The 21,642-nt window shown below is 56.7% G+C and carries 20 protein-coding genes; 4 read left to right on the top strand and 16 right to left on the bottom strand.

Features of this window, described 5'->3' with window-relative positions:
* Positions 1 to 6: 6 nt before the first annotated feature.
* From RCF31_RS18640 to RCF31_RS18595, 10 genes are all read right to left on the bottom strand, one after another.
* Positions 7 to 1,065 carry an AI-2E family transporter gene (locus RCF31_RS18640; protein WP_299456171.1) on the bottom strand — a complete coding sequence of 353 codons (1,059 nt, stop codon included), beginning with the start codon at positions 1,063 to 1,065 and terminating at the stop codon, positions 7 to 9.
* Positions 1,066 to 1,135: 70 nt separating this feature from the next.
* On the bottom strand, positions 1,136 to 2,728 hold the full coding sequence (locus tag RCF31_RS18635; protein ID WP_416411934.1) for a sensor domain-containing diguanylate cyclase: 1,593 nt from the start codon (positions 2,726 to 2,728) through the stop codon (positions 1,136 to 1,138).
* Positions 2,729 to 2,896: 168 nt separating this feature from the next.
* Complete coding sequence (locus RCF31_RS18630) at positions 2,897 to 3,715, bottom strand: phosphodiesterase (RefSeq protein ID WP_416413294.1); 819 nt, start codon at positions 3,713 to 3,715, stop codon at positions 2,897 to 2,899.
* Between the two features lie 22 nt (positions 3,716 to 3,737).
* Positions 3,738 to 4,727, bottom strand: a complete 990-nt coding sequence (locus RCF31_RS18625; protein WP_416411933.1) for an ABC transporter ATP-binding protein — start codon at positions 4,725 to 4,727, stop codon at positions 3,738 to 3,740.
* Entirely contained in the window at positions 4,724 to 5,536 is an 813-nt protein-coding gene (locus tag RCF31_RS18620) for an ABC transporter permease (protein WP_416411932.1), read from the bottom strand. The genes RCF31_RS18625 and RCF31_RS18620 overlap by 4 nt, the downstream gene beginning before the upstream one ends.
* Positions 5,533 to 6,399 carry an ABC transporter permease gene (locus tag RCF31_RS18615; protein WP_313684252.1) on the bottom strand — a complete coding sequence of 289 codons (867 nt, stop codon included), beginning with the start codon at positions 6,397 to 6,399 and terminating at the stop codon, positions 5,533 to 5,535. Before RCF31_RS18615 ends, RCF31_RS18620 begins: the two co-directional genes overlap by 4 nt.
* Positions 6,399 to 7,421 carry an ABC transporter substrate-binding protein gene (locus RCF31_RS18610; RefSeq protein WP_416411930.1) on the bottom strand — a complete coding sequence of 341 codons (1,023 nt, stop codon included), beginning with the start codon at positions 7,419 to 7,421 and terminating at the stop codon, positions 6,399 to 6,401. The genes RCF31_RS18615 and RCF31_RS18610 overlap by 1 nt, the downstream gene beginning before the upstream one ends.
* The gene (locus tag RCF31_RS18605) at positions 7,418 to 8,428 is read right to left on the bottom strand and encodes a LacI family DNA-binding transcriptional regulator (protein ID WP_416411928.1); all 1,011 of its coding nucleotides are present in this window, start codon (positions 8,426 to 8,428) and stop codon (positions 7,418 to 7,420) included. Before RCF31_RS18605 ends, RCF31_RS18610 begins: the two co-directional genes overlap by 4 nt.
* Positions 8,429 to 8,552: 124 nt before the next feature.
* The gene (locus tag RCF31_RS18600) at positions 8,553 to 9,161 is read right to left on the bottom strand and encodes a DsrE family protein (RefSeq protein WP_416411926.1); all 609 of its coding nucleotides are present in this window, start codon (positions 9,159 to 9,161) and stop codon (positions 8,553 to 8,555) included.
* A gap of 33 nt (positions 9,162 to 9,194) precedes the next feature.
* The gene (locus tag RCF31_RS18595) at positions 9,195 to 9,800 is read right to left on the bottom strand and encodes a DsrE family protein (RefSeq protein WP_416411925.1); all 606 of its coding nucleotides are present in this window, start codon (positions 9,798 to 9,800) and stop codon (positions 9,195 to 9,197) included.
* 687 nt (positions 9,801 to 10,487) lie between these two features.
* Between RCF31_RS18595 and RCF31_RS18590 the strand changes: the two genes are divergently transcribed.
* Both RCF31_RS18590 and arsC read left to right on the top strand, forming a co-directional pair.
* Complete coding sequence (locus RCF31_RS18590) at positions 10,488 to 11,954, top strand: tetratricopeptide repeat protein (protein WP_299456155.1); 1,467 nt, start codon at positions 10,488 to 10,490, stop codon at positions 11,952 to 11,954.
* A 2-nt stretch (positions 11,955 to 11,956) separates the two neighbouring features.
* A complete protein-coding gene (gene arsC, locus RCF31_RS18585) occupies positions 11,957 to 12,304 on the top strand; it encodes an arsenate reductase (glutaredoxin) (RefSeq protein WP_416411924.1) in 348 nt (115 codons plus the stop codon).
* On the opposite strand, the gene hda is transcribed toward arsC, so the two are convergent.
* The 3 genes from hda to upp all read right to left on the bottom strand — a co-directional run bounded on the left by hda (position 12,301) and on the right by upp (position 15,077).
* On the bottom strand, positions 12,301 to 13,008 hold the full coding sequence (gene hda / locus RCF31_RS18580) for a DnaA inactivator Hda (protein ID WP_208716049.1): 708 nt from the start codon (positions 13,006 to 13,008) through the stop codon (positions 12,301 to 12,303). The genes arsC and hda overlap by 4 nt on opposite strands.
* Positions 13,009 to 13,095: 87 nt before the next feature.
* Entirely contained in the window at positions 13,096 to 14,379 is a 1,284-nt protein-coding gene (gene uraA, locus RCF31_RS18575) for a uracil permease (protein WP_416411922.1), read from the bottom strand.
* Positions 14,380 to 14,450: 71 nt separating this feature from the next.
* Positions 14,451 to 15,077, bottom strand: coding sequence for a uracil phosphoribosyltransferase (upp, locus tag RCF31_RS18570; protein WP_021184323.1), 627 nt, complete (start codon positions 15,075 to 15,077; stop codon positions 14,451 to 14,453).
* Positions 15,078 to 15,317: 240 nt separating this feature from the next.
* Here upp and purM point away from each other — a divergent pair, with 240 nt between their 5' ends.
* A complete protein-coding gene (purM, locus tag RCF31_RS18565; protein WP_416411921.1) occupies positions 15,318 to 16,358 on the top strand; it encodes a phosphoribosylformylglycinamidine cyclo-ligase in 1,041 nt (346 codons plus the stop codon).
* The gene (gene purN, locus RCF31_RS18560) at positions 16,355 to 16,993 is read left to right on the top strand and encodes a phosphoribosylglycinamide formyltransferase (protein ID WP_416411919.1); all 639 of its coding nucleotides are present in this window, start codon (positions 16,355 to 16,357) and stop codon (positions 16,991 to 16,993) included. The genes purM and purN overlap by 4 nt, the downstream gene beginning before the upstream one ends.
* 100 nt (positions 16,994 to 17,093) lie before the next feature.
* Here the strand turns inward: purN and pstB are convergent, their stop codons facing one another.
* Genes pstB through RCF31_RS18545 form a run of 3 tightly spaced genes read right to left on the bottom strand, consistent with a single transcriptional unit; the run spans position 17,094 to position 21,550 of the window.
* Positions 17,094 to 17,861 carry a phosphate ABC transporter ATP-binding protein PstB gene (pstB, locus tag RCF31_RS18555; RefSeq protein WP_299456142.1) on the bottom strand — a complete coding sequence of 256 codons (768 nt, stop codon included), beginning with the start codon at positions 17,859 to 17,861 and terminating at the stop codon, positions 17,094 to 17,096.
* Positions 17,862 to 17,873: 12 nt separating this feature from the next.
* A complete protein-coding gene (pstA, locus tag RCF31_RS18550; RefSeq protein ID WP_416411918.1) occupies positions 17,874 to 19,472 on the bottom strand; it encodes a phosphate ABC transporter permease PstA in 1,599 nt (532 codons plus the stop codon).
* Positions 19,469 to 21,550, bottom strand: a complete 2,082-nt coding sequence (locus RCF31_RS18545; RefSeq protein ID WP_416411916.1) for an ABC transporter permease subunit — start codon at positions 21,548 to 21,550, stop codon at positions 19,469 to 19,471. The genes pstA and RCF31_RS18545 overlap by 4 nt, the downstream gene beginning before the upstream one ends.
* Positions 21,551 to 21,642: the final 92 nt, after the last annotated feature.

The following is a 21,642-nucleotide window of genomic DNA, read 5'->3' as shown; positions in this document are numbered from 1 at the left end:
TTTTATTTAGCTTACGATCGTCTCTTCCGGCCAGGCGCGAACCACGGCTTTGATTAATGTTGCCAGTGGGATGGCAAAGAACACGCCCCAGAAGCCCCACAACCCACCGAAAATCACCACCGATAAAATGATCACCAGCGGATGCAGGTTGACCGCCTCGGAGAACAGAATCGGGACCAGTATGTTGCCATCCAGACCCTGAACCACCAGATACACCACAAACATGGTCCAGAAATCGCTGCCCAGTCCCCACTGGAACAGGCCGACGCCAATCACCGGAATGGTCACCAGCATCGCCCCGATATAGGGGATCAACACGGAAATCCCCACCAGCACAGCCAGCAGCAACGCGTAATTAAGGCCGAGCAACAAAAATGCCAGCCAGCTCACCACGCCCACCGCCAGCATTTCCAGTACTTTGCCGCGAATGTAGTTGGTGATTTGCTGATTCATCTCCTGCCACACGACGCCCGCCAGACCACGATTACGTGGTAATACGCGACGTACCGCATTGAGCATCTGCTCTTTGTCTTTCAGCAGGAAAAACACCATCAGCGGCACCAGCACCAGATAAATCATCAGCGTCATCAACCCGACCAGCGACGCCAGCGAATATTTCACCAGCGAATCACCCAGCCCGGTAAGACGGCTACGCAGGTTCTCGACGACGATATCGATGATGCCAGCATCCACCAGCGCCGGGTAACGTTTCGGCAGCCCAGCAGCAAACTGGTAGAGTTTGTTCAGCATGTTGGGGAGGTCGTGGGTCAGGTTGATACTTTGCTGCCACGCCACTGGCACGACAATCAATCCCATCACCAGCACGATGCTACCGAACAGCACCAGCACAATGCTGGTAGCCCAGGTGCGGCTACAGCCGACCCGTTGCAGGCGCACAGTGGGCCACTCCAGCAGGTAAGCCAGTACCACGGCCACCAGCAGCGGGGCCAGCAGGCCACTGAAGAAGAACAGGATGCAGAACGCCGCCAGCAGAATCACCACCAGGCCAATCGCCTCGGGATCACTGAAACGACGTCTGTACCATTGAATAAGCAGAGCCAGCATAACTTTCGTTGCCTGAGGTCAAACGGGATGACGATTGTACTGAAATTCCGGCTGATGAACAGACTGCTGTTTAACGGGTGATACTGCTGACCAGCGCATCCTGCCCGACAATCATCACGCAGTTACGTCCGGCATTCTTCGCCTGATACAAGGCTGCATCGGCCTGTTTCAGGCTCTGCTCCTGGGTGCCATTTTCCGGCTGCCACAGGGCTATGCCGACAGAAATGGTGATGTTACCGACCGTTTCGATCCTGCTATCAGCAATATTGTTGCGTAACCGCTCGGCAATAATTCGCGCTTCTTCGGCAGTGGTGCCTGGCAGCAGCATCAGAAACTCTTCGCCACCGTTGCGGCACACCACGTCTGTTGCGCGCGCGCTGTGGCTCAGGGCCTGGGCGATTTTTTTGATCACTTCGTCACCCACATCGTGACCGAAGTTATCATTCACGCGTTTAAAGTGGTCGATATCCAGCGCCAGCACGGCAAACGGCTGGCGCATGGCATTGAAATAATCCAGCACCGCGCTCAGGCCGCGCCGGTTAAGCAGACTGGTCAGTGGATCGGTCTGAACTTCGGACTTCAACCGGCCAATTTTGTCCTGTACCAGGCTGATACCGGTCAGCATCGCGCGTTTGACCTGCGCGGCTTCAAAGTACCAGGCACGAATGCCGCCAATCTCACCTGACACACTTTGCGTATCCATCTGGCTGGCCTTACGCGCCAGCTGCCACAATGGCAGCGCGATCAAACGCGCCAGAATCACCGCCACCAGCAGCGTTAACAAGGCAAAGGGCACCGAGTTTTTCAATACTTTTAACAGCAATCCGGAGAGCGGAGCCAGGGTGACATCGGTGGGTTTCAGCGCCACCACCATCCAGCCGGTGGTCGGCACAATGGCGTAACCGGCCAGTTTCGCCGTTCCTTCCTCCGTCAATTGCAGCGAACCATTGGTTTGCTCCTGACGCTGGCTCTCGCTGATGATGCCCGGCACACTTTTACCAATCAGCTGGTTGTTCTGGTGATACAGCACCTGATTATTGCGATCCAGCACGTATACACGGGTGCCATCACGATAATACTGCTCGCCCAGTAGCTCGTTCAGAATGCTTTTCTTCTTCAGATAGATGGTGCCGCCGACATAACCCAGGTAGCGACCTTCTTTGCTCCAGATCGGCCAGGAGACAAACACCAGCAGGTTATTGGCGGCGGAAAGGGTCGGTTTGCTGACCATTGGCTGACGTTTTGCCAGCGCTTCGCGTGATGCCTGGCTGGTGAGTTTCATGCCTTTCAGCATCAGCGATTCCGGCGAAATGGCTTTCACCACGCCATCGGTGTTCACCACCGCCACCGAGTTGAAGCTGCTGGTCTGCTCGCGCAGACGATTCACTTCCTGCTGCGCCAGTTCGGTATTGTCGAAATCTTTGCCCAGTTGGGTCGCGCTGTAGTGCAGCTGGGATTGTGCCAGCTGAAAGAAAACTTCGGTGGTGGCGGCCAGTTTGGTGGCATAAGCGCGGTTGGCTTCGAGGGTGCTCTCAATCAGGACCATACGTTGCACGCGCCATGTCGCATACAAGGCGTTAGCAAGCGTGATAACAATACTGGTGATGGCCAGCAGCGTGATCAGCGTGCGCAGATCGGTTTTTGGCCGGATGCGCATTAACATGGTGGTTCCACCATGATGAGTCTGTTCATAATTCGAATGCCTGACAGTATTGTTATTGTTGGTGGTACATACCCTGGTGAGGTAACAGAGGATTGTACACCCGCAACTCAATTTGAGCACGAAGCATCCTGTCGGCACACGAATTCTTTTACTTATATCTGGTGCTGATTAGTCGATTAAGCCGTTAGCATCGTAGAATGGAAACGGTCCGGGATAATCACCAATGGCACACAGATGCGTCGTCATTCCCTGCTGAGCATGCCAGCGATGTAACAGAAAACCCGGCGGTTCCAGCACAAAGTTGGCCGGTCCCTCTGCGGACAAATCAAACGCCACCTGATGCGATACCCCTGGTGCTGTGCAGGCCAGGGTACCAGCGAAACGTGCCTGGATGGATCGATGCAGATGACCACTGAGCACCCGCTCCACCTGCGGATGCTGGCGAATCACCGCCGCCAGTGCGTCAGGGTTGCGCAGCGGTTGTTTATCCATATGGCCGATGCCGGTGATAAAAGGTGGATGATGCAGCATCACCAGGGTTGGCGTGTCGGGTGCGCTTTGCAGTTGCGCATCCAGCCACTGTAGCTGCGCTTCATCAACATAACCCCACGGTTGCTGCGGCACGCTGGAATCCAGCGCCAGCAGTTGCACACCGTTAACACGGGTTTGCCAGTTGAGGGTTTCTCCGCGTTGCAAATACGTATGTTCCGGGAAAGCCGTGCGTAGCGCCTGGCGGTCGTCATGGTTACCCGGCATCAGCAGATAAGGCAGTTGCAGCTGCTTCAGTGCCTGCCGCAGGGTTTGATACTCTTCCGGCAAGCCAAAATCGACCAAATCGCCGGTAATCACCACCACATCCGGGCGTGGGCGCAGCTGATTCAGCGTATCAATCACCCGTAACAATGCCGCCTGGGTATCCACTTTTTTATACGACAGGCGACCCTGCGCCTTGATATGTAAATCGCTGATTTGCGCAATCAGCGTCATGACTTCAGACAATCTTTATTCCTCAGGATGCAGAAAATTGGAGGGCGGCGTCCTGCGCCAGTGACCAGCTTACCGGTTGCCCGGCATGCCAGGCTTCGCGTGCATGACGATCAACCTGAATCGGTGCGGCCAGACCAATATCGATCATCAGCCGCTGAGACGCGCCAAGGAAGGTACTGGCGACGACAAAACCCTGGCGCGTATAACGGTTATCACTGGCCAGTAGCACATCTTCCGGGCGGCAAAAACGCTGGGGGTTACCACGCATATCCACATCAACGCAGTTAATCGCCCCGACAAAATCGGCCACAAACTTCGAAGCCGGATGCTGATAAATGCGCTGCGGCGTATCGATTTGTACCAGCCGTCCATGTTCCATCACCGCAATCCGATCGCCCAGCGCCATCGCTTCCTGCTGATCGTGAGTGACGTACACCGCGGTGATCGCCAGCTGCTTCAGCAGCGCCCCGATCTCCAGACGCAGACGGTCACGCAGGCGTGCATCCAGCGCCGCCAGTGGCTCGTCAAACAGCAGCACTTTCGGGCGAGCCGCCAGCGCTCGGGCCAGCGCCACGCGTTGCTTCTGACCGCCGGAAAGCTTGTCGATACTGCGCTGCGCCAGCGCGCTAAGGTCCACCAGCGCCAGCATCTCTTTAACCCGCGCCTCACGCTCCGCACGCGGCACGCCCTGCACTTTCAGGCCGTAAGCCACGTTGTCGGCCACGTTCAGATTGGGAAACAGCGCGTAGTTCTGGAACACCATGCCGACATTGCGTTTTTCAATCGGCAAATCGGTAACGTTGCGCCCGTCAAACCACACTTCACCACCAACATCGCAGCTTTCCAGCCCGCTAATAATGCGCAGCGTGGTGGTTTTACCGCAGCCCGAAGGACCAAGCAGCACCAGGGTTTCACCCGCATTGACTGTCAGATCCAGCGGATGCAGCGCCAGGTGATGATGAAAGCGACGCGAACAGTTACGCAGCGTCACGGTTACGGCAGCGTTGTTCATGCCGACTCCTTGTGTTGGCGCGCAACTGCGCGGTTAAGCCATTGATTGAGCGCATTCAGCAGCAGCAACAACGGCAGAATCATCAGGATAAAAATCAGGGTATAGGCCGAGCCCACTTCCAGCCGCATTGAGGCATAGCTATCGGCCAGGCCCACTGGCAGGGTTTTGGTCAGCGGCGTGTGCAGCATCCAGGTGATGTTGAACTCCCCCACCGATAAAGTGATGACCATAAACGCCCCGGCGAGAATGCCGTTGCGACAGTTGGGCACCACCACGGTGAAGAAACGCTGCCAGAACCCGGCACCGAGGCTGGCGGAGGCTTCTTCCAGACGCGGCATATCCACCGCCTGCATCACCGCCAGCACCGGGCGCATCATAAATGGCAGGGTAAAGAGTACGTGACCGATCAGGATAAACAGCCAGCTGTCGCGCAGGCTGGAAAACTGACCATATAACAGGATGATACCGAGCGCGGTGGCTAAACCCGGCAGCGCCACCGGCAGCATCAGGCATTCTTCAATGCGTGCCGCGAAGCCGCGAGGTGCTTTCAGTAATCCCCAGGCGGCAGGCACACCAACCACCAGCGTGACCAGCAGGCAGCACAGCGCAATCAGTAACGACAGCCAGAAGGTGTCGGCGTACATCTGCCACACCTGCTCCACCCACTTCAGCGTCAGGCCGCTGCGCAGGCCAATAAAATAGTTGTTGGTCACCCCGGCCAGCATCGACAGCACCACCGGCACCAGCATAAACAGCGCGGTGAGCGTGGTGATCAGCAGTTGCAGGGTGAAGAGTCCACGACGGGTCATTCGGCCTCCTTCGTTGAACGATGTGCCAGACGGCGCGCCAGCATCAGCGCCAGCCAGGCGACGCCCCCCATCACCACGGACAACGCTGCGGCGGTGGCAAAGTTGGCGTAGTTAGTGAACTCGCCATAAATGGTCAGCGGCAACACCGCTAAATCAGTGCCTAGCGTAAAGGCGGTGCCAAATGCCCCCATACTGGTGGCAAAGCACAGTGCACCCGTGGAGAGCAGCGCCGGTTGCAGTCCGGGGACGATCACATCCCAGGTAATGCGCCATTGACTGGCACCGAGCGAACGCGCTGCTTCTTCCAGCGAACGATCGAGTTTTTCACTGGCCGCCACCAGCGTGACGATGGCACGTGGCAGTGAAAAGTAGAGATAACCGATAAACAATCCGACCAGCGAATAGGCCAGCGTCCAGCGTTCATGCACCAGGCTCATACTAATCTGTGCCAGCAAACCCTGGCGGCCTGCCAGCATCACCACCAGAAAACCCACTACTACACCGGGAAATGCCAGCGGGAAGGTCAGCAACGCCAGCAAAATGCCGCGACCGGCAAAGCGCTGACGCGCCAGAAAACAGCCGACACTGGCGGCGATTAACAACGTCACCAGCGTCACCGCCAGCGACAACAGCACGGTATTCAGCAGGCTGACTAAATATTGCGGCTGGCTTACCACCGTCCAGTATCCGCTGTGCTGGGTGGTGCGGTCTGCCTGCATGCCGATTTGCAACAAGCGGGCAAACGGCAACAACCAGAATGCACAGAAGAACAACAGCGCGGGCAGCGTCAGCCACAGCCAGCGGCTGCCCGACCATTTACGCGTCTGGCGGCACGAGGCCGCCAGGATGTCGGACTGCGACATTAATGGATCTCACTCAGATAACGGGCAGAGAAGGCTTTCTGCGCATCGGCCATCTGCTGGTAATCAACAGTTTTGGCGCGCGTGTAATCGCTGTCCGGCAGGAAGTATTTCTTCGCTTCAGGCGACATGGCGGAAGTGCGTACCGGGCGCAGGAAAGCATTGGCCCAGATGGCCTGTCCTTTGTCCGACAGCACGTAATCGATCACTTTCTTGCCGTTAGCTTCATGCGGCGCGTTCTTCACCAGGCTGATGACATACGGCACCGTAACTGTGCCCTCTTTCGGGATCACAAAGGCTACGTTGGCATGGTCTTTATATTTAGCGCGATAGGCGTTGAAGTCGTAATCGAGCAGAATCGGAATCTCGCCGGAGAGCAGACGCGCATAGGCGGTTTGTTTCGGCACAATCGGCTGATTCGCCTGCAATTTTTTGAACCAGTCCAGACCCGGCGTAAAGTCGTGCATGTTGCCGCCCAGCGCCTGGTTCACCGCCACTGCCGCCACATAGCCAACGAAGGCGCTGGCCGGATCGAGGTAACCAATCATGCCTTTGTATTCCGGCTTCAGCAGGTCATGCCAGGATTGCGGGATTGGTGCACCACCGAGCGCATCCACATTGACCATAAAGCCCATGGTACCCGAATGCAGCGCGACCCATTTACCGTTGGGATCTTTCATACCTGCCGGGATTTCATCCCAGTGTTTGGGTTTATAGCTGGCGATCACTCCGGCGCTGTCTGCCTGGATGCCAAAGCTGACGCCGTAATACACCACATCCGCCACCGGATTAGCCTGTTCAGCCACCATCTGCGCCAGCGCCTGGCCGGAGTTTTTGTTGTCCTGCGGCACCTGAATACCGGTGTCTTTGGCGATGGCTTTGAGCTGCGTGCCCCAGTCAGCCCATTCCGGTGGGCAGTTGTAGCAAATGGCGGTTTCTGCCGCCTGCGTCTGTGCGCTGAGTAGCGAACCGAGCGTCAGGGCCAGCGCCCCGGCAATGATTTTGACTTTTTTACGCAATTTCATGATGGTTCCCTGGTGTTGGCAATAAAGGAAAAAACCGGTGCCGCCACGCTTTCACCTGGCCGCAGTCGATGTGCCAGTACGCGTGTGCCGCGGCTGGCTTGTTGTAAAAGCATCTCAATGGCGCAGGAACCCAGCCGATCGCCAGGCTGCGCCACGCTTGCCAGTGAGGGGGCAATCTGTTCACCGATATCGATGCCATCAAATCCCATCACTGAAAGTTGTTGTGGAATGCGTACTCCGGCGCGCTGGGCGTCACCAATCAGGCTGATCGCCAGCAGATCATTGGTGCAAATTACCGCCGTCAGCGCCGACTCGCCCTGCAACCAGGGTTGCAGCAGCGTGAAATCTGAATGGGTGTGGCTGGGCATTTCAATCACCGGCAGGGCCGCCTGCTGCATGGCATCGCAGTAGCCCCGATAACGCAGACGGGCGCGATCGGATTGCAGCATCGGACCGGCAATCATGCCGATATGCCGGTGCCCGAGTTGCAGCAGATGGTCGGTGGCTTCACGCATCGCCTGGCGGTTATCGACGCAAACCGCAGGCCAGTCGCTGTGCTGCGGCACGTTATGCGCCAGCACAAACGGCATCTGTGCCTCATGCAGGGTATGCAGCACCGCGCTGTTGTCTGCATCGGCCACGGTTAGCACCAGTCCCGCCACCCGCTGGCGCAGCATATGTTCAACAATCGCCGCTTCGCGATCCGGCTGATAATCACTGGTCGCCACCAGCAAGCCAAATCCGGCCTGACGCGCTTCGCGCTCCATCGCCTGCAACTGTTGCGAGAAAATCGGGTTGAGCAGCGAAGGCAGCAGCACTCCGAGGGTGGTTGAGTTTTGCGTGCGTAACTGGCGGGCGATGTGGTTGGGGCGAAAACCCAGTTGTTCCGATGCCGCCAGCACCTTATTTAAGGTGTCCGGCCGCAGCAGATGGGGATCAGAGAAGGCACGCGCTGCTGTCGCGCGCGAGACGCCAGCCAGCTTTGCCACACTCAGTAAATCGGACATATTCGCCTCGTTAGTCACCAATGAGATCGATCTCATTGGCGCTTAACTTAATGGCGAACTGTGACAGCCACATCGCGCGGAGATGACAACAAGATGACAGCAGCGAAGACTGCTGTCAGAGGGATTACAACATCAGGAAAGCATAACCTTCGTTTTGCAACGTGGCGACGGTGGTGCCACTGGACAGCGTGTGCGTGACCATCGGGTCAATCCATTCGCGTTCCAGCTGATGGAAAGCCACCGACTGATCGCAAATCGACACCTTCACCCCGGCTTTTTCCAGCTCGCTGATCAACTTCAGGTTGGGATTATCGACGCCATAAGCTTTGCGGAATTGCTCGTTGTTCAGCGCAGCAGGCACCGCATCGCTGTTAATCGATACCACGAAGTTCAGCTGGTTCAGCGGCACTCCGGCAGCGTAATAAAGGTTGGTGACGCGCGCCACACGTTCCAGACCGAGGTTCGGCTGGCGAATATCCCCTTCGCTACGGTTAATCTGGAAGACGATTTTGTTGCTCAGGCCTGGCGTGCTGCCAGGGTTAAACGCCGGTGTGTTCACAAAATGAATCTTGCCATAACCGTCGATGGCGGGTGTGCTCCAGAAATCAACCGGTTCGGTTTTTTTATCCGCAAACTTGTCGCTGACTTTACCAACAAGGTCGGGAAGCTGAAGCACATTTCCGCCGATAAAACCGGCCAGTGCTGCCACTACAATGTATGTTGCTGGACGCATTTCACTTCTCCTCAACCATCATCAAAAAGCCCGTTACATTTGTAGCCATGCATAGCCCTGATTTTGCAGCGTCGACACCGTGGTCGGGCTGGAGAGCGCATGGATCACCGATTTGTCGATCCAGTCATTGGGGTAATGATGAAACGCCACCGACTGATCGCATACCGACACCTTCACCCCTTGCTTATTCAGCTCTGCAATCAACGGCAGATTGGGGTTATCGGTGCCATAAAATTGTTTGAAATGCGCGTTATCCAGCATCGCCGGGGTCGCATCACCGGTGACTGACACCACAAAGTGCAGTTGCTCCGCCGGGACACCCGAGGCGATATACAGATTCACCACCCTGGCCACACGTTCCAGCCCAAGGTTTGGCCGGGCGATATCACCTTCGTTTTTGGTGAGTTGAAACACGATCTTGTTGCTTAGGCCGGCCACCGGCTTAAAGGCCGCATCGGGTTCGTAATGGATTTTGCCGTAGCCATTAATGCCCGGCGTGCTCCAGAACCCTTCCGGATCGCTCGGTGGCGATGAAAAGTGGTTAACGACACGCTGATAGAGGTCATCACTTTTACTGGCAACGGCACCAACAAAACCACCGACGATCGCAATCAGGGCATAGGAGACAACAGAACGCATAGGCACTCTCCGGCAGGTAGTCGCAGTCCGTTTGAACAATGTGCTTTATCTATACCACACCAGGACAACGCCTAAAGCCGCCGGTTTTCGCGGCTGTGCGCGGTTTCATTGCAGGAAAAATAATTAGCGCGACTCATTGAATAGCAACGCTGATGAAGGAAAGACGGCAGGTTGAAAAATGGCTGGACGGAAGTTTTGCCGGGGAAACCGATTGTCATGACTATCAATGATGGGAAATATGACCATCCTTTTATACAGTTCCCTGCTTAACCTTTTGCGTCATGATTAATAATGTCGATGGATAAATCAGGCCATCCGCACATTCTTTGCCCTACTTTTCAGAGTAAACCTGGAAAGATTCATGCCAGATTCAATAATTTTGAGTAATTTTACCTGAATTTACGCTTAGCCAGGCGCAACACTGCTGTAAATGGCGCATTTGTCTTATTCAAATTTTTGCTACTTTTTTCGCCATGCGTCAGCAACATTTTGCATTTATCTCATTTCGTGCCTGCGCTTGCTTGTACGATAAGTCTGGTTAAGATAAAAACCCTGTCCGTAGCGGTGCGATTTATCGCGCGTTTTTTCAAAAACAGCGCGATAAATCGCACCGCTACGGAACAGCATCGCAGAACATTTGCACCACTTACCTGTCCAATTTCAGGTCACTCGTTACAGGATCAAGGCATGTTTAACCGGTTGAAGAAATCAGTGCTGGCGGCCCTTATTCCTGCGCTGCTGCTCACACCCGCGCTGAGTGCCCGCGCCGACGTGAGCGATTCTCTGCCCGATATGGGCACCACGGCGGGCGCAACGCTGTCGATTAATCAGGAATTGCAGATCGGTGATTTCTATGTGCGGCAGTTACGTGCCAGCGCCCCGCTGATCAACGATCCCTTGCTGAATCAATATATCAACCAACTCGGACAGCGCCTGGTCGCGCATGCCGACTCGGTGCGCACACCGTTTCATTTTTATCTGATCCAGAATGATGAGCTGAACGCCTTCGCCTTCTTTGGTGGCAACGTGGTGCTGCACTCGGCGCTTTTCCGCTTCACCGATAACGAAAGCCAGCTGGCATCGGTGATGGCGCACGAAATCTCCCACGTCACCCAGCGCCATCTGGCACGCGCAATGGAAGAACAGAAGAAGAATGCGCCGCTGACCTGGGTCGGTGCGCTCGGTTCGATTTTGCTGGCGATTGCTAACCCGCAGGCGGGGATGGCCGGGCTGATGGGCACCCTCGCCGGGACGCAGCAGGGGATGATCAGCTTTACCCAAAGCAATGAACAGGAAGCGGACCGCATTGGTATTCAGGTGTTGCAACGCGCCGGGTTTGATCCCCAGGCGATGCCTGCTTTCCTGCAAAAGCTGGCGGATCAAAGCCGCTTCTCGTCTAAGCCCCCGGAAATCCTGCTGACTCACCCCCTGCCTGACAGCCGTCTGGCGGATGCGCGCAACCGCGCGAACCAGATGCGTCCGGTAGTGGTGCAGTCCTCACAGGATTTCTATATGGCGAAAGTCCGTTCTCTCGGCATGTATTCCACCGGCCAGAATCAGCTGACCGATGAGCTGCTGAATCAATACGCCAAAGGCAACAGCCGTGAACAACAGGCATCGCAGTACGGCAAAGCGGTGCAGTTTTTGCAGGCCAAAAGCTTTGAAAACGCGAAGAAAATCATTGCGCCGATGCTGGCTAAACAACCGGATAACGTCTGGTTTCTCGATATCATGTCCGACATTGATATCGGTCTGAATCAACCCCAGCAAGCTATCAACATGCTCAGCAGCGCCAAAGGCAGCAACAGCAATGCGGTGATTCAGCTCAACCTGGCGAACGCCTACGTTGAAGCCAAACAACCCGCCAATGCCAGCCGCATCCTCAATCGCTACACCTGGTCGCACCCGGACGATCCTAATGGCTGGGATCTGCTGGCGCAGGCTTCCGCCGCCCAGGGTTTGCAGGATGAGGAACTCTCGGCACGCGCAGAAGGCCTGGCGTTGAATGGTCAGATGGATCAGGCCATCCGGGCACTCAGTAGCGCCAGCGCCCAGGTGCCGATCGGCAGCCTGAAACAGGCGCGTTATGATGCGCGCATCGACCAATTCCGTGAGCTGCAAAAACGCTTCCGTCAGTATCAAAAAGGATCTTAATCATGGTGACCATTTATCATAATCCGCGTTGCAGCAAGAGCCGCGAAACCCTCGCGCTGCTGCAACAGCAGGGCGTACAGCCGGAGGTGGTGCTGTATCTGGAGACCCCACCCGACGTAGCCACGCTGAAAACGTTGCTGAAACAACTTGGGATGAGCAGCGCGCGTGAACTGATGCGCCGCAAAGAAGATTTGTATAAATCGCTGGAATTAGCCAACCCGGAACTGACAGAAGATCAGCTGCTACAGGCGCTGGCAGCAAACCCGAAATTGATTGAAAGGCCGATTGTGATTAACGGTGAGCAGGCGCGTCTCGGTCGCCCGCCGGAAGCGGTGCTGGAGATTGTTTAAAGCCCCAGCGCTTCTTTAACAAAGGGAATGGTGAGTTTGCGTTGTGCGCTGATCGAGGCACGATCCAGTCTGTCGAGTGTATCGAACAGGGTACGCATTTCACGGTCGAGGCGTTTCAGCAGGAAGCGCCCGACGTCCTCCGGCAATTCAAATCCGCGGATCCCGGCACGCAACTGCATCGCCTGCAATTTGTCGTCATCCGACAGCGGCTGTAAGCGGTAGATTTGGCCCCAGTCGAGACGGGACGCCAGGTCCGGCAATCCGAGGTTAAGCTGACGCGGCGGACGATCGCCGGTGATCAACAGACGGGTTTTACCGATTTCCAGAATGCGGTTGTAGAGATCAAAGATCGCCATTTCCCATTCGGCATCCCCGGCGATACATTCAATATTGTCGATACACACCAACGCCAGATGCTCCATGCCTTCCAGCACATCGGGAACAAACCAGGTACGTTTATCCAGCGGGACGTAGCCCACCGCCTCACCACGCGCCGACATTTCCGCGCAGGCCGCATGCAGCAGATGGCTGCGCCCACCGCCTTCGCGTGACCAGAAATAGAGATAGCTGCCGTGTTGCTGCACCAGCGCGCCTTGAAGCGCAGCGAGGAGGGACGGATTTTCCCCTGGCCAGAAGCTGGCAAAGGTTTCGTCATCAGGTAAGTAAAGTGGCAGTGAAAGCTGTGCCGGCGTGTTCAGAAGCACCTCAGGGTATGAACGGGCAGAAAACCGGGCAAGTTTATCATGATCCTTGCCAGAGATGAACCGGGCTTCCCTGCCCGGCAAAGACGCTTAGGATTCGCGTTGTTCTTCAGCGTCCAGTACCACTTCTTCCGGGCGTAACAGGCTGATTACGCGGAAGATCAGGCTGAGGGCCACACCGACGATGGTCGCCAGCGCCATACCTTTCAGCTCGGCAGCACCGATATGGACTTTCGCGCCACTGACACCGATGATCAGGATCACCGAGGTAAGGATCAGGTTCTGTGCTTTGTTGTAATCCACTTTGGATTCAATCAACACACGGATACCGGAGGCACCGATCACCCCGTACAGCAGCAAAGAGACACCGCCCATCACCGGCACCGGGATCGCCTGAATCGCCGCCGCCAGTTTACCGACGCAGGACAGCAGAATCGCCAGGATCGCCGCGCCGCCGATCACCCAGGTACTGTAGACACGGGTAATCGCCATCACGCCAATGTTTTCACCGTAGGTAGTGTTAGGCGTCGAACCGAAGAAACCGGAGATCATGGTAGAGAGACCATTAGCAAACATCGAGCGATGCAGGCCCGGATCGCGGATCAGATCTTTTTTGACGATATTCGCCGTCACCACCAGGTGACCAACGTGCTCGGCAATCACCACCAGCGCCGCAGGCAGAATGGTCAGCATCGCTGCCCACTCGAAGCGTGGCGTGTAGAAGGTTGGCAACGCGAACCAGGACGCATTCACCACCGAAGACCAGTTGACGATCCCCATAAATGAAGAGAGCGCGTAGCCCACCAGCACGCCAATCAGAATCGGGATGATGGCGAAGAACCCCCGGAACAGTACCGAACCGAAAACGGTAACGCCGAGCGTGACCATCGAGATAAACACGGTGGTGCCATCCGGTGAGGTACCCTCAGCGGGCAGCAGTCCGGCCATATTGGCCGCCACGCCTGCCAGTTCCAGGCCGATAACCGCAACAATTGCGCCCATCGCTGCTGGTGGGAACATCACGTCCAACCAGCCGGTACCGGCTTTTTTCACTATCAGCGCCACCACACAGAACAGGAAGCCGCAGAGGATAAAGCCCCCCAGCGCCACTTCATAGCCCAGCGGCAGCAGCAGCAACACCGGTGAAATAAAAGCAAAGCTGGAGCCGAGATAGGCCGGAATTTTGCCTTTACAGATAAACAGGTACAACAGCGTACCGACACCGTTAAACAGCAACACCGTGGCCGGGTTGATGTGGAACAAAATCGGCACCAGCACCGTTGCACCAAACATAGCAAACAGATGTTGCAGGCTGAGTGGAATGGTTTTGAGTAGCGGCGGTCGTTCGTTAACGCCGATGGCGCGACGAGTCATTCAGTTATCCCCTTGAGTTGTGTGGTGCTTTTTTGCCAAAAAAAAGCCGACTCTCTGGCCGGCTGCTTTATTTATTTGGTTCCGAAAATCTTGTCACCGGCATCGCCGAGACCAGGAATAATGTAGCCCTTCTCGTTCAGGCCTTTATCAATAGACGCGGTGTACAGTTCCACATCCGGGTGCGCTTTTTCCAGCGCGGCAATCCCTTCCGGTGCCGCTACCAGCACCAGCACCTTGATGCTGTTACAACCGGCTTTTTTCAGCAGGTCGATGGTGGCGATCATTGATCCACCGGTCGCCAGCATCGGGTCAACCACCAGCGCCATGCGTTCTTCAATGTTGGAAACCAGTTTCTGGAAGTACGGCACCGGCTCGAGGGTTTCTTCATCACGATAGACACCCACCACGCTGATACGCGCGCTTGGTACGTGCTCCAGCACCCCTTCCATCATGCCCAGACCGGCGCGCAGAATTGGCACCACGGTAATTTTTTTGCCTTTGATTTGTTCGATTTCTACCGGGCCATTCCAGCCTTCGATGGTAACGCGTTCGGTTGCCAGGTCGGCAGTGGCTTCATAGGTCAACAGGCTACCCACTTCCGAGGCCAGTTCGCGGAATCGCTTGGTGCTGACATCATGCTCACGCATCAGGCCCAGTTTATGTTTGACCAGCGGGTGTTTGACTTCCACGATCTTCATGAGTGTTCTCCCGGAATTGTGTTGAGCGAAAAAAAATCGCCGGATTATACCGCCTTTTTTCCGCGACGCCATATGTCATTGGTCAAGACAACGCCCTGCTCCCTCCGGGATTAAGGATTAGCGAAAAAGCGGTACTGTGCAAAGGCGGCGTGAGATGGGACTCGCAAACGTTTGCCTGCGCTGGTAGAATTACGCCGCTTTATTTTAACCACCAACCGCAACTCGCGTGGGGATTCCGCAGTGACCGACAAGACCTCTCTCAGCTACAAAGACGCCGGTGTAGATATTGACGCTGGTAACGCTCTGGTTGACCGTATCAAAGGCGTAGTGAAAAAGACCCGCCGCCCGGAAGTGATGGGTGGACTGGGTGGCTTTGGCGCGCTTTGTGCGCTGCCGCAGAAATACCGCGAGCCAGTGCTGGTTTCCGGCACCGACGGCGTCGGCACCAAGCTGCGTCTGGCGATGGATCTGAAGCGCCATGACAGCATCGGTATCGATCTGGTGGCGATGTGCGTGAATGACCTGGTGGTACAAGGCGCTGAGCCGCTGTTCTTCCTCGACTACTATGCAACCGGCAAGCTGGATGTAGATACCGCTTCATCGGTCATCACCGGTATCGCAGAAGGTTGTCTGCAATCGGGTTGTGCGCTGGTCGGCGGTGAAACCGCTGAAATGCCAGGCATGTACCATGGCGAAGATTACGACGTGGCCGGTTTCTGCGTTGGCGTGGTGGAAAAATCAGAAATCATCGACGGCTCGAAAGTGCAGGATGGCGATGTACTGATTGCGCTGGGTTCCAGCGGTCCGCACTCCAACGGTTATTCGCTGGTGCGTAAAATCCTCCAGGTGAGCCAGACCGATCCGGAAAGCAAACAGCTGGAAGGTAAATCGCTGGCCGATCATCTGCTGGCCCCGACCCGTATCTACGTGAAAAACATCCTCAGCCTGATCGAACAGGTTGATGTGCACGCGATTGCGCACCTCACCGGTGGCGGCTTCTGGGAAAACATTCCGCGCGTACTGCCGGACAACACCCAGGCGGTGCTGGAAGAGAGCAGCTGGCAGTGGCCAGCGGTGTTCGGCTGGCTGCAGCAGGCAGGTAACGTTAGCCGTCATGAAATGTACCGCACCTTTAACTGCGGCGTGGGTATGGTGATTGCGCTGAGCGCGGCAGAAGCCGACAAAGCGATTCAGCTGATGACCGACGCAGGCGAGCAGGCATGGAAAATCGGTGTGATCAAAGCTTCTGCTGCCGAAGAGCGTGTGGTCATCAACCCATGAAGAAACTGGTTGTACTGATTTCCGGTAACGGGAGCAATCTTCAGTCCATCCTCGACGCCTGCGCAAGCGGGCGGATTAACGGCAGCGTGGCTGCCGTTTTCAGTAATAAAGCCTCGGCCATGGGTTTAACGCGCGCGCAGGAAGCGGGTGTCGCGACCCATACGCTGGCCGCCAGTGAATTTGCCGACCGTGACGCCTTCGATCGCCAGCTGATGCAGGAGATTGATGCTTACGCTCCGGATCTGGTGGTGCTGGCGGGCTACATGCGTATTCTCAGCCAGGCGTTTGTTGCGCATTACCACGATCGTCTGGTCAACATCCATCCCTCCCTGCTGCCGAAGTATCCCGGCCTGCACACTCATCGTCAGGCGCTGGAGAATGGCGACGAGGAACACGGCACCTCAGTGCATTTCGTCACGGATGAGCTGGATGGCGGGCCGATTATTTTGCAGGCGCGCGTACCGGTGTTTGCGGATGATACGGAAGATGAAGTCACCGCCCGCGTGCAGCATCAGGAGCATGCGATTTATCCGCTGGTGATCAGCTGGTTTGTCGATGGACGCTTGCAGATGCGCGAGGGTGCCGCCTGGCTGGATGGCCAACCGTTGCCGCCACAGGGTTATGCCCACGATTGATCCCGTACCCAATACGACTTCGCGCGATAAATCGCGCCGCTACAGTATTCGCAACCTTTTGTAGCGGCGCGATTTATCGCGCAATATTTTAGGTTTTCCCTTACCCAAACCGTCCCGTAATGTAATCTTCGGTGCGCCGTGTTTTCGGCGTGGTGAAGATGCGGTCAGTTTCATCAAACTCCACCAGCTGGCCATGGTGCATAAACGCGGTGTAATCCGACACGCGCGCTGCCTGCTGCATATTGTGCGTCACCAGCACCAGCGTGAAATGCTGCTTCAGCGTGCTCATCAACTCTTCAATCACCAGTGTAGAGATCGGGTCCAGCGCCGAGGTCGGCTCGTCCAGCAACAGGACTTCCGGTTCGATGGCAATGGCGCGCGCAATCACCAGCCGCTGCTGCTGTCCGGTGGAGAGGGTTAAGGCACTTTGCCCCAATTGATCCTTCACCTCACCCCACAGCGCCGCCGCACGCAGCGCATTTTCGCAGGCTTCATTCAGCACCCGACGATCGCGCACGCCCTGCAAGCGCAGACCATAAACCACGTTTTCATAAATTGATTTAGGGAACGGATTCGGGCGCTGAAACACCATGCCAACACGCCGCCGCAGCGCAGCCAGATCCTGTTCCGGTTGCATAATGGCATGCTGCCCCAACAGGATCTCACCTTCCACCCGGCAGCGATCAATCACATCATTCATGCGATTAAAGCAGCGCAACAGCGTCGATTTGCCGCAGCCGGAGGGGCCAATCAGCGCCGTGATGCGATTCTTCGGCAGTTGCAGGGCAATGTTGTTCAGCGCCTGGCGTTCGCCATACCATAGCGAAAGCTGATTAACCTCAAGAGCGATGTCGTAATCGGGCGTCATGTGTAAAACCTTTTAATGCGTCATAAGCCGGTAACGCTCACGCAGACGGTGGCGCAACGCCATCGCCAGCAAATTGAGCGACAGGATGATCACCACCAGCAACAGAGCGGTGGCGTAAACCAGGGGGCGATCAGCGTCGATATTCGGGCTCTGGAAGGCCAGATCGTAAATCTGAAAACCGAGGTGCATAAATTTGCGGTCAAGGTGCAGATAAGGAAACACTGCGTCTACTGGCAGTTCCGGTACCATCTTCACCACCCCGACCAGCATCAGCGGGGCAGTTTCCCCGGCAGCACGCGCCACCGCCAGAATCAACCCCGTCAGCATCGCCGGAACCGCCATCGGCAGTACCACGCGCCACAGGGTTTCGGCCTGCGTCGCCCCCAACGCCAGCGAACCTTGTCGCAGGCTATCCGGGATACGGGACAGACCTTCTTCCGTGGCGACGATCACCACCGGCAGCGTCAGCAGCGCCAGCGTCAACGCCGCCCACAGCAGACCGGGGGTACCAAATGTCGGGTTGGGCAAGGCGCGCGCGTAAAATATCTGGTCAATGGTGCCGCCAATCAGCCAGACAAAAAAGCCCAGACCAAACACGCCATAAACAATCGAGGGAACCCCCGCCAGATTCACCACCGCAATCCGCACCAGCCGGGTCAGCGCGTTGCGCCCGGCGTATTCATGCAGCCAGACCGCCGCCACCACACCGAGTGGCATGACGATAACCGACATCAGCAACACCATCAGCACCGTACCAAAAATCGCCGGAAAGGCGCCGCTTTCGCTCTCGCCTGCCGCCGGGTTATCGCTGACAAATTGCCATAACTGGCTGAGAAAGTGCTGCATTTTCTGGCCGAGGCTCATGTTATTCGGATACCAGGTCGCGACAATTTGCGCCAGCGGGATCAGATGGTCCTGCCCCTGCACATCGCGCAACACCAGCACATCACGGTGGCTGGCGCTTTGCAACTGCGCCAGCTGGCTGCCCAGCGCAGCGAAGTTCCGTTGCAAAGCGGCGCTGTTGGCGTCGTATTCAGACTGACGCTGCGCGCTAAACTCCCCATTCTGCTGTTGCCTCTCAGCCTGCCGTTGCAGATTTTCCAGCTGGGCATTGAGGCGCGCCATTTCGATACGGCGAATATGGCTGGCCTGCCGCAGCTGCCCGTGGATCTGTTGCAAACGCTGGTGCAGCAACGCATCACGGTCGCGCGCCGTCAGCACTTCATTATCTTCACGCAGCTCAATAAACCAGCCGTAGGCATTCCCGCCGCTGCGACGTTGCAGCACTATCACATCCGCAGGCCTGCGGGTTTTCGCCCGGCTCTGGCTGTCAATCACGCGAAAATCAGGAGGGGAAAAATCACGATTACCGGTTTTCACCCAATAACGCCAGCCGCTGTCATGCCGCTGTCGTTGCAGGGTTTCCCCCAGCACCATCACCGGATCGCCCTCAGGTGGCTGGAACAGATATTGATCGACCGGCTGCGGCCAGAAGGCACGCATCCCCTGCCACGCCAGTAAGCCAATCAGCAGGGTAAAAGCCAGTAAACATACGGCCACAGCACCGGCAGTCAGCCAACGCCAGCGATCATTTTGGCGCATTGCCTTCATCCCTGTCCCTCATGCTGGCTGTAGCGCTGTCGCAGGCGCTGACGGATCACTTCCGCCACCGTGTTAATGATTAAGGTAAATATCAGCAGAATCAGCGCACTGAGAAACAGAATGCGATAATGGGCGCTGCCCGCTGCCGCTTCCGGCATTTCAATAGCGATATTGGCGGAAAGCGCACGTAATCCGGCAAATAACCCGCCTTCACTCACCGGGGTGTTACCGGTTGCCATCAGCACGATCATGGTTTCCCCCAGGGCCCGACCAAAACCAATCATCAGTGCGGCAAAAATCCCGGCCGAAGCACCGGGCAAGATCACACGCGTCAGGGTCTGCCACGGCGTAGCCCCCAGCGCCAGCGAGCCTTGCCCCAGTGAGACCGGCACGCTGAATAACGCATCTTCCGATAAGGTAAAAATCAGGGGTACCAGCGCAAATGCCATCGCCAGCGCAGCCACCAGCAGGTTGCGCTGTTCATAATGAGCCAGCCGTTCCCCCATCGCGGGCCAGAAATGGGTTGGCAGCCAGAGCGTCAGCAACGTCACCGCCAGCAGAATCGGCAGCAACAGCAGCACTTCATAACCAGGCTGACGCCAGCGCGCAGGCAGCCGCGGGCTGAGCACTCCGCATAACAACAACGTGGCCGCCAGTATCAGCGGCAGCAGTAACACGCCAATCAACGCATTGCTGATATGCGGTGCCAGCCACACCCCGGCAATCAGGCCGATGACCACGCTCGGCAGCGCACCCATCATCTCAATGCCCGGTTTCACCCAACGGCGCAGGCCCGGTGTCATAAACCAGGCGGTGTACATCGCCGCAGCCAGCGCCAGTGGGGTGGCAAACAACAGCGCCAGGCTGGCGGCCTTCAGGGTGCCAATAATCATCGGTATCAGGCTGAATTTGGCCTGATAGCTGTCCCCCGCCGCCGTGGATTGCCACACCCAATCCGGCTGTGGATAGTTTTCATACCAGATTTTCTGCCACAGGTTGCGCCAGCTAAAGTCAGGCCAGGGATCGTCAAGGCGCAGACGCTGCCATTGCCCTGCCCGTTCCACCACCAGCGTATCGCCGCGCGGTGAAAAAGCGGCAGCCACGATGCCCGGTTCCAGCTTGCGGGTGACTGTCGCCCCCTGTTGCTTACTGGCGAACAGGCTGACGTCGCCTTCAGGTGTCAGGGTGGCGAAGACGCGACGCTGTGGTTCGGTCACAATCAAAGCCGTATCCGAACTGCCGTCAAAAGTATGGATTTCCTGTAAACGTGGCCCCTGTGGACCGGTAATCGCGAACCATTGGCTGATGCCGCGTTGATCCTGAATCAGCAGGGTGCGGCCACCGGCCAGCAGATGCAGGCTACGCGGACGCTGCACCAGCGTTTGTGTTTCACGCAGTTGCGCACCGTCATCGCTGATTTGCCAGACACGCAGCAGACGGCCCTCGCTGGTATACAGCAGGTTGCCATCCGGGGAGAACAGCAGATGATCGGCCTGCTGTTGAGACAGGACAATCTGGTTGACGTGGGCTGATTTATCCAGCGTCAGCACGATAATGCCGGTGGCGGTTTGCGCAGCGATGCGCCATTGATCAGCCCCGAGGGTAGCCAGTGCCATCTGCGCTACGGCTCCCTGCGGCAGATGCATCGGACGATCGCCCAGCGGAAAACGCCATTCGCCATTAACCGGTTGTATCAACATCAGGTCACCCTGCATATTCAACAGCAGGCTGTTGTGGTCGGCGCTTTGCACCACCGCATCCGGTTTACCCTTCAGTGCCAGCGCAGGCCCGGCAGGTTGACCATCAAGCGGAATAAAGCGTGCTTCATCGCGGCTGATGCGCCATCCCAGTTGCCCATCATTGCCTAATGCCAGCACCGGGGCCTTATCCCACAGCTGCTGACTGGCGACGATCTGCATCCCTGGCGGATTAAAAAGTGGCATAACAACCCAGATCAACCAGAAAAATAGCAGTAACATCAAAACCAGAATCCCCACGCCGCAGGCGGTGACAACACGCTTTACCCACCGGTCGATGGCTCGACGGCGGCTATCACTAAAGTGGACGGGAATTCTTGTTATGCTCATGCAGACCAGGGTTACGCTCGTAGACAAGCCGCTATGTTGCCCGTAGCTGATTGATAAGACAACTGTTGGCGTTGGACAAGCCTGCCATACTC

The sequence above is a fragment of the Pantoea sp. App145 genome (assembly GCF_047947045.1).
Classification (GTDB): Bacteria; Pseudomonadota; Gammaproteobacteria; order Enterobacterales; family Enterobacteriaceae; genus Pantoea.
The sequence above is the reverse complement of the archived record's forward strand: the minus strand, read 5'-3'. Positions and strand labels throughout refer to the sequence as shown.

Coding starts and splice junctions, on each gene's coding strand:
- RCF31_RS18640 (WP_299456171.1), bottom strand. CDS start 1,065: ATGCTGGCTCTGCTTATTCAATGGTACAGACGTCGTTTCAGTGATCCC.
- RCF31_RS18635 (WP_416411934.1), bottom strand. CDS start 2,728: ATGTTAATGCGCATCCGGCCAAAAACCGATCTGCGCACGCTGATCACG.
- RCF31_RS18630 (WP_416413294.1), bottom strand. CDS start 3,715: ATGACGCTGATTGCGCAAATCAGCGATTTACATATCAAGGCGCAGGGT.
- RCF31_RS18625 (WP_416411933.1), bottom strand. CDS start 4,727: ATGAACAACGCTGCCGTAACCGTGACGCTGCGTAACTGTTCGCGTCGC.
- RCF31_RS18620 (WP_416411932.1), bottom strand. CDS start 5,536: ATGACCCGTCGTGGACTCTTCACCCTGCAACTGCTGATCACCACGCTC.
- RCF31_RS18615 (WP_313684252.1), bottom strand. CDS start 6,399: ATGTCGCAGTCCGACATCCTGGCGGCCTCGTGCCGCCAGACGCGTAAA.
- RCF31_RS18610 (WP_416411930.1), bottom strand. CDS start 7,421: ATGAAATTGCGTAAAAAAGTCAAAATCATTGCCGGGGCGCTGGCCCTG.
- RCF31_RS18605 (WP_416411928.1), bottom strand. CDS start 8,428: ATGTCCGATTTACTGAGTGTGGCAAAGCTGGCTGGCGTCTCGCGCGCG.
- RCF31_RS18600 (WP_416411926.1), bottom strand. CDS start 9,161: ATGCGTCCAGCAACATACATTGTAGTGGCAGCACTGGCCGGTTTTATC.
- RCF31_RS18595 (WP_416411925.1), bottom strand. CDS start 9,800: ATGCGTTCTGTTGTCTCCTATGCCCTGATTGCGATCGTCGGTGGTTTT.
- RCF31_RS18590 (WP_299456155.1), top strand. CDS start 10,488: ATGTTTAACCGGTTGAAGAAATCAGTGCTGGCGGCCCTTATTCCTGCG.
- arsC (WP_416411924.1), top strand. CDS start 11,957: ATGGTGACCATTTATCATAATCCGCGTTGCAGCAAGAGCCGCGAAACC.
- uraA (WP_416411922.1), bottom strand. CDS start 14,379: ATGACTCGTCGCGCCATCGGCGTTAACGAACGACCGCCGCTACTCAAA.
- upp (WP_021184323.1), bottom strand. CDS start 15,077: ATGAAGATCGTGGAAGTCAAACACCCGCTGGTCAAACATAAACTGGGC.
- purN (WP_416411919.1), top strand. CDS start 16,355: ATGAAGAAACTGGTTGTACTGATTTCCGGTAACGGGAGCAATCTTCAG.
- pstB (WP_299456142.1), bottom strand. CDS start 17,861: ATGACGCCCGATTACGACATCGCTCTTGAGGTTAATCAGCTTTCGCTA.
- pstA (WP_416411918.1), bottom strand. CDS start 19,472: ATGAAGGCAATGCGCCAAAATGATCGCTGGCGTTGGCTGACTGCCGGT.
- RCF31_RS18545 (WP_416411916.1), bottom strand. CDS start 21,550: ATGAGCATAACAAGAATTCCCGTCCACTTTAGTGATAGCCGCCGTCGA.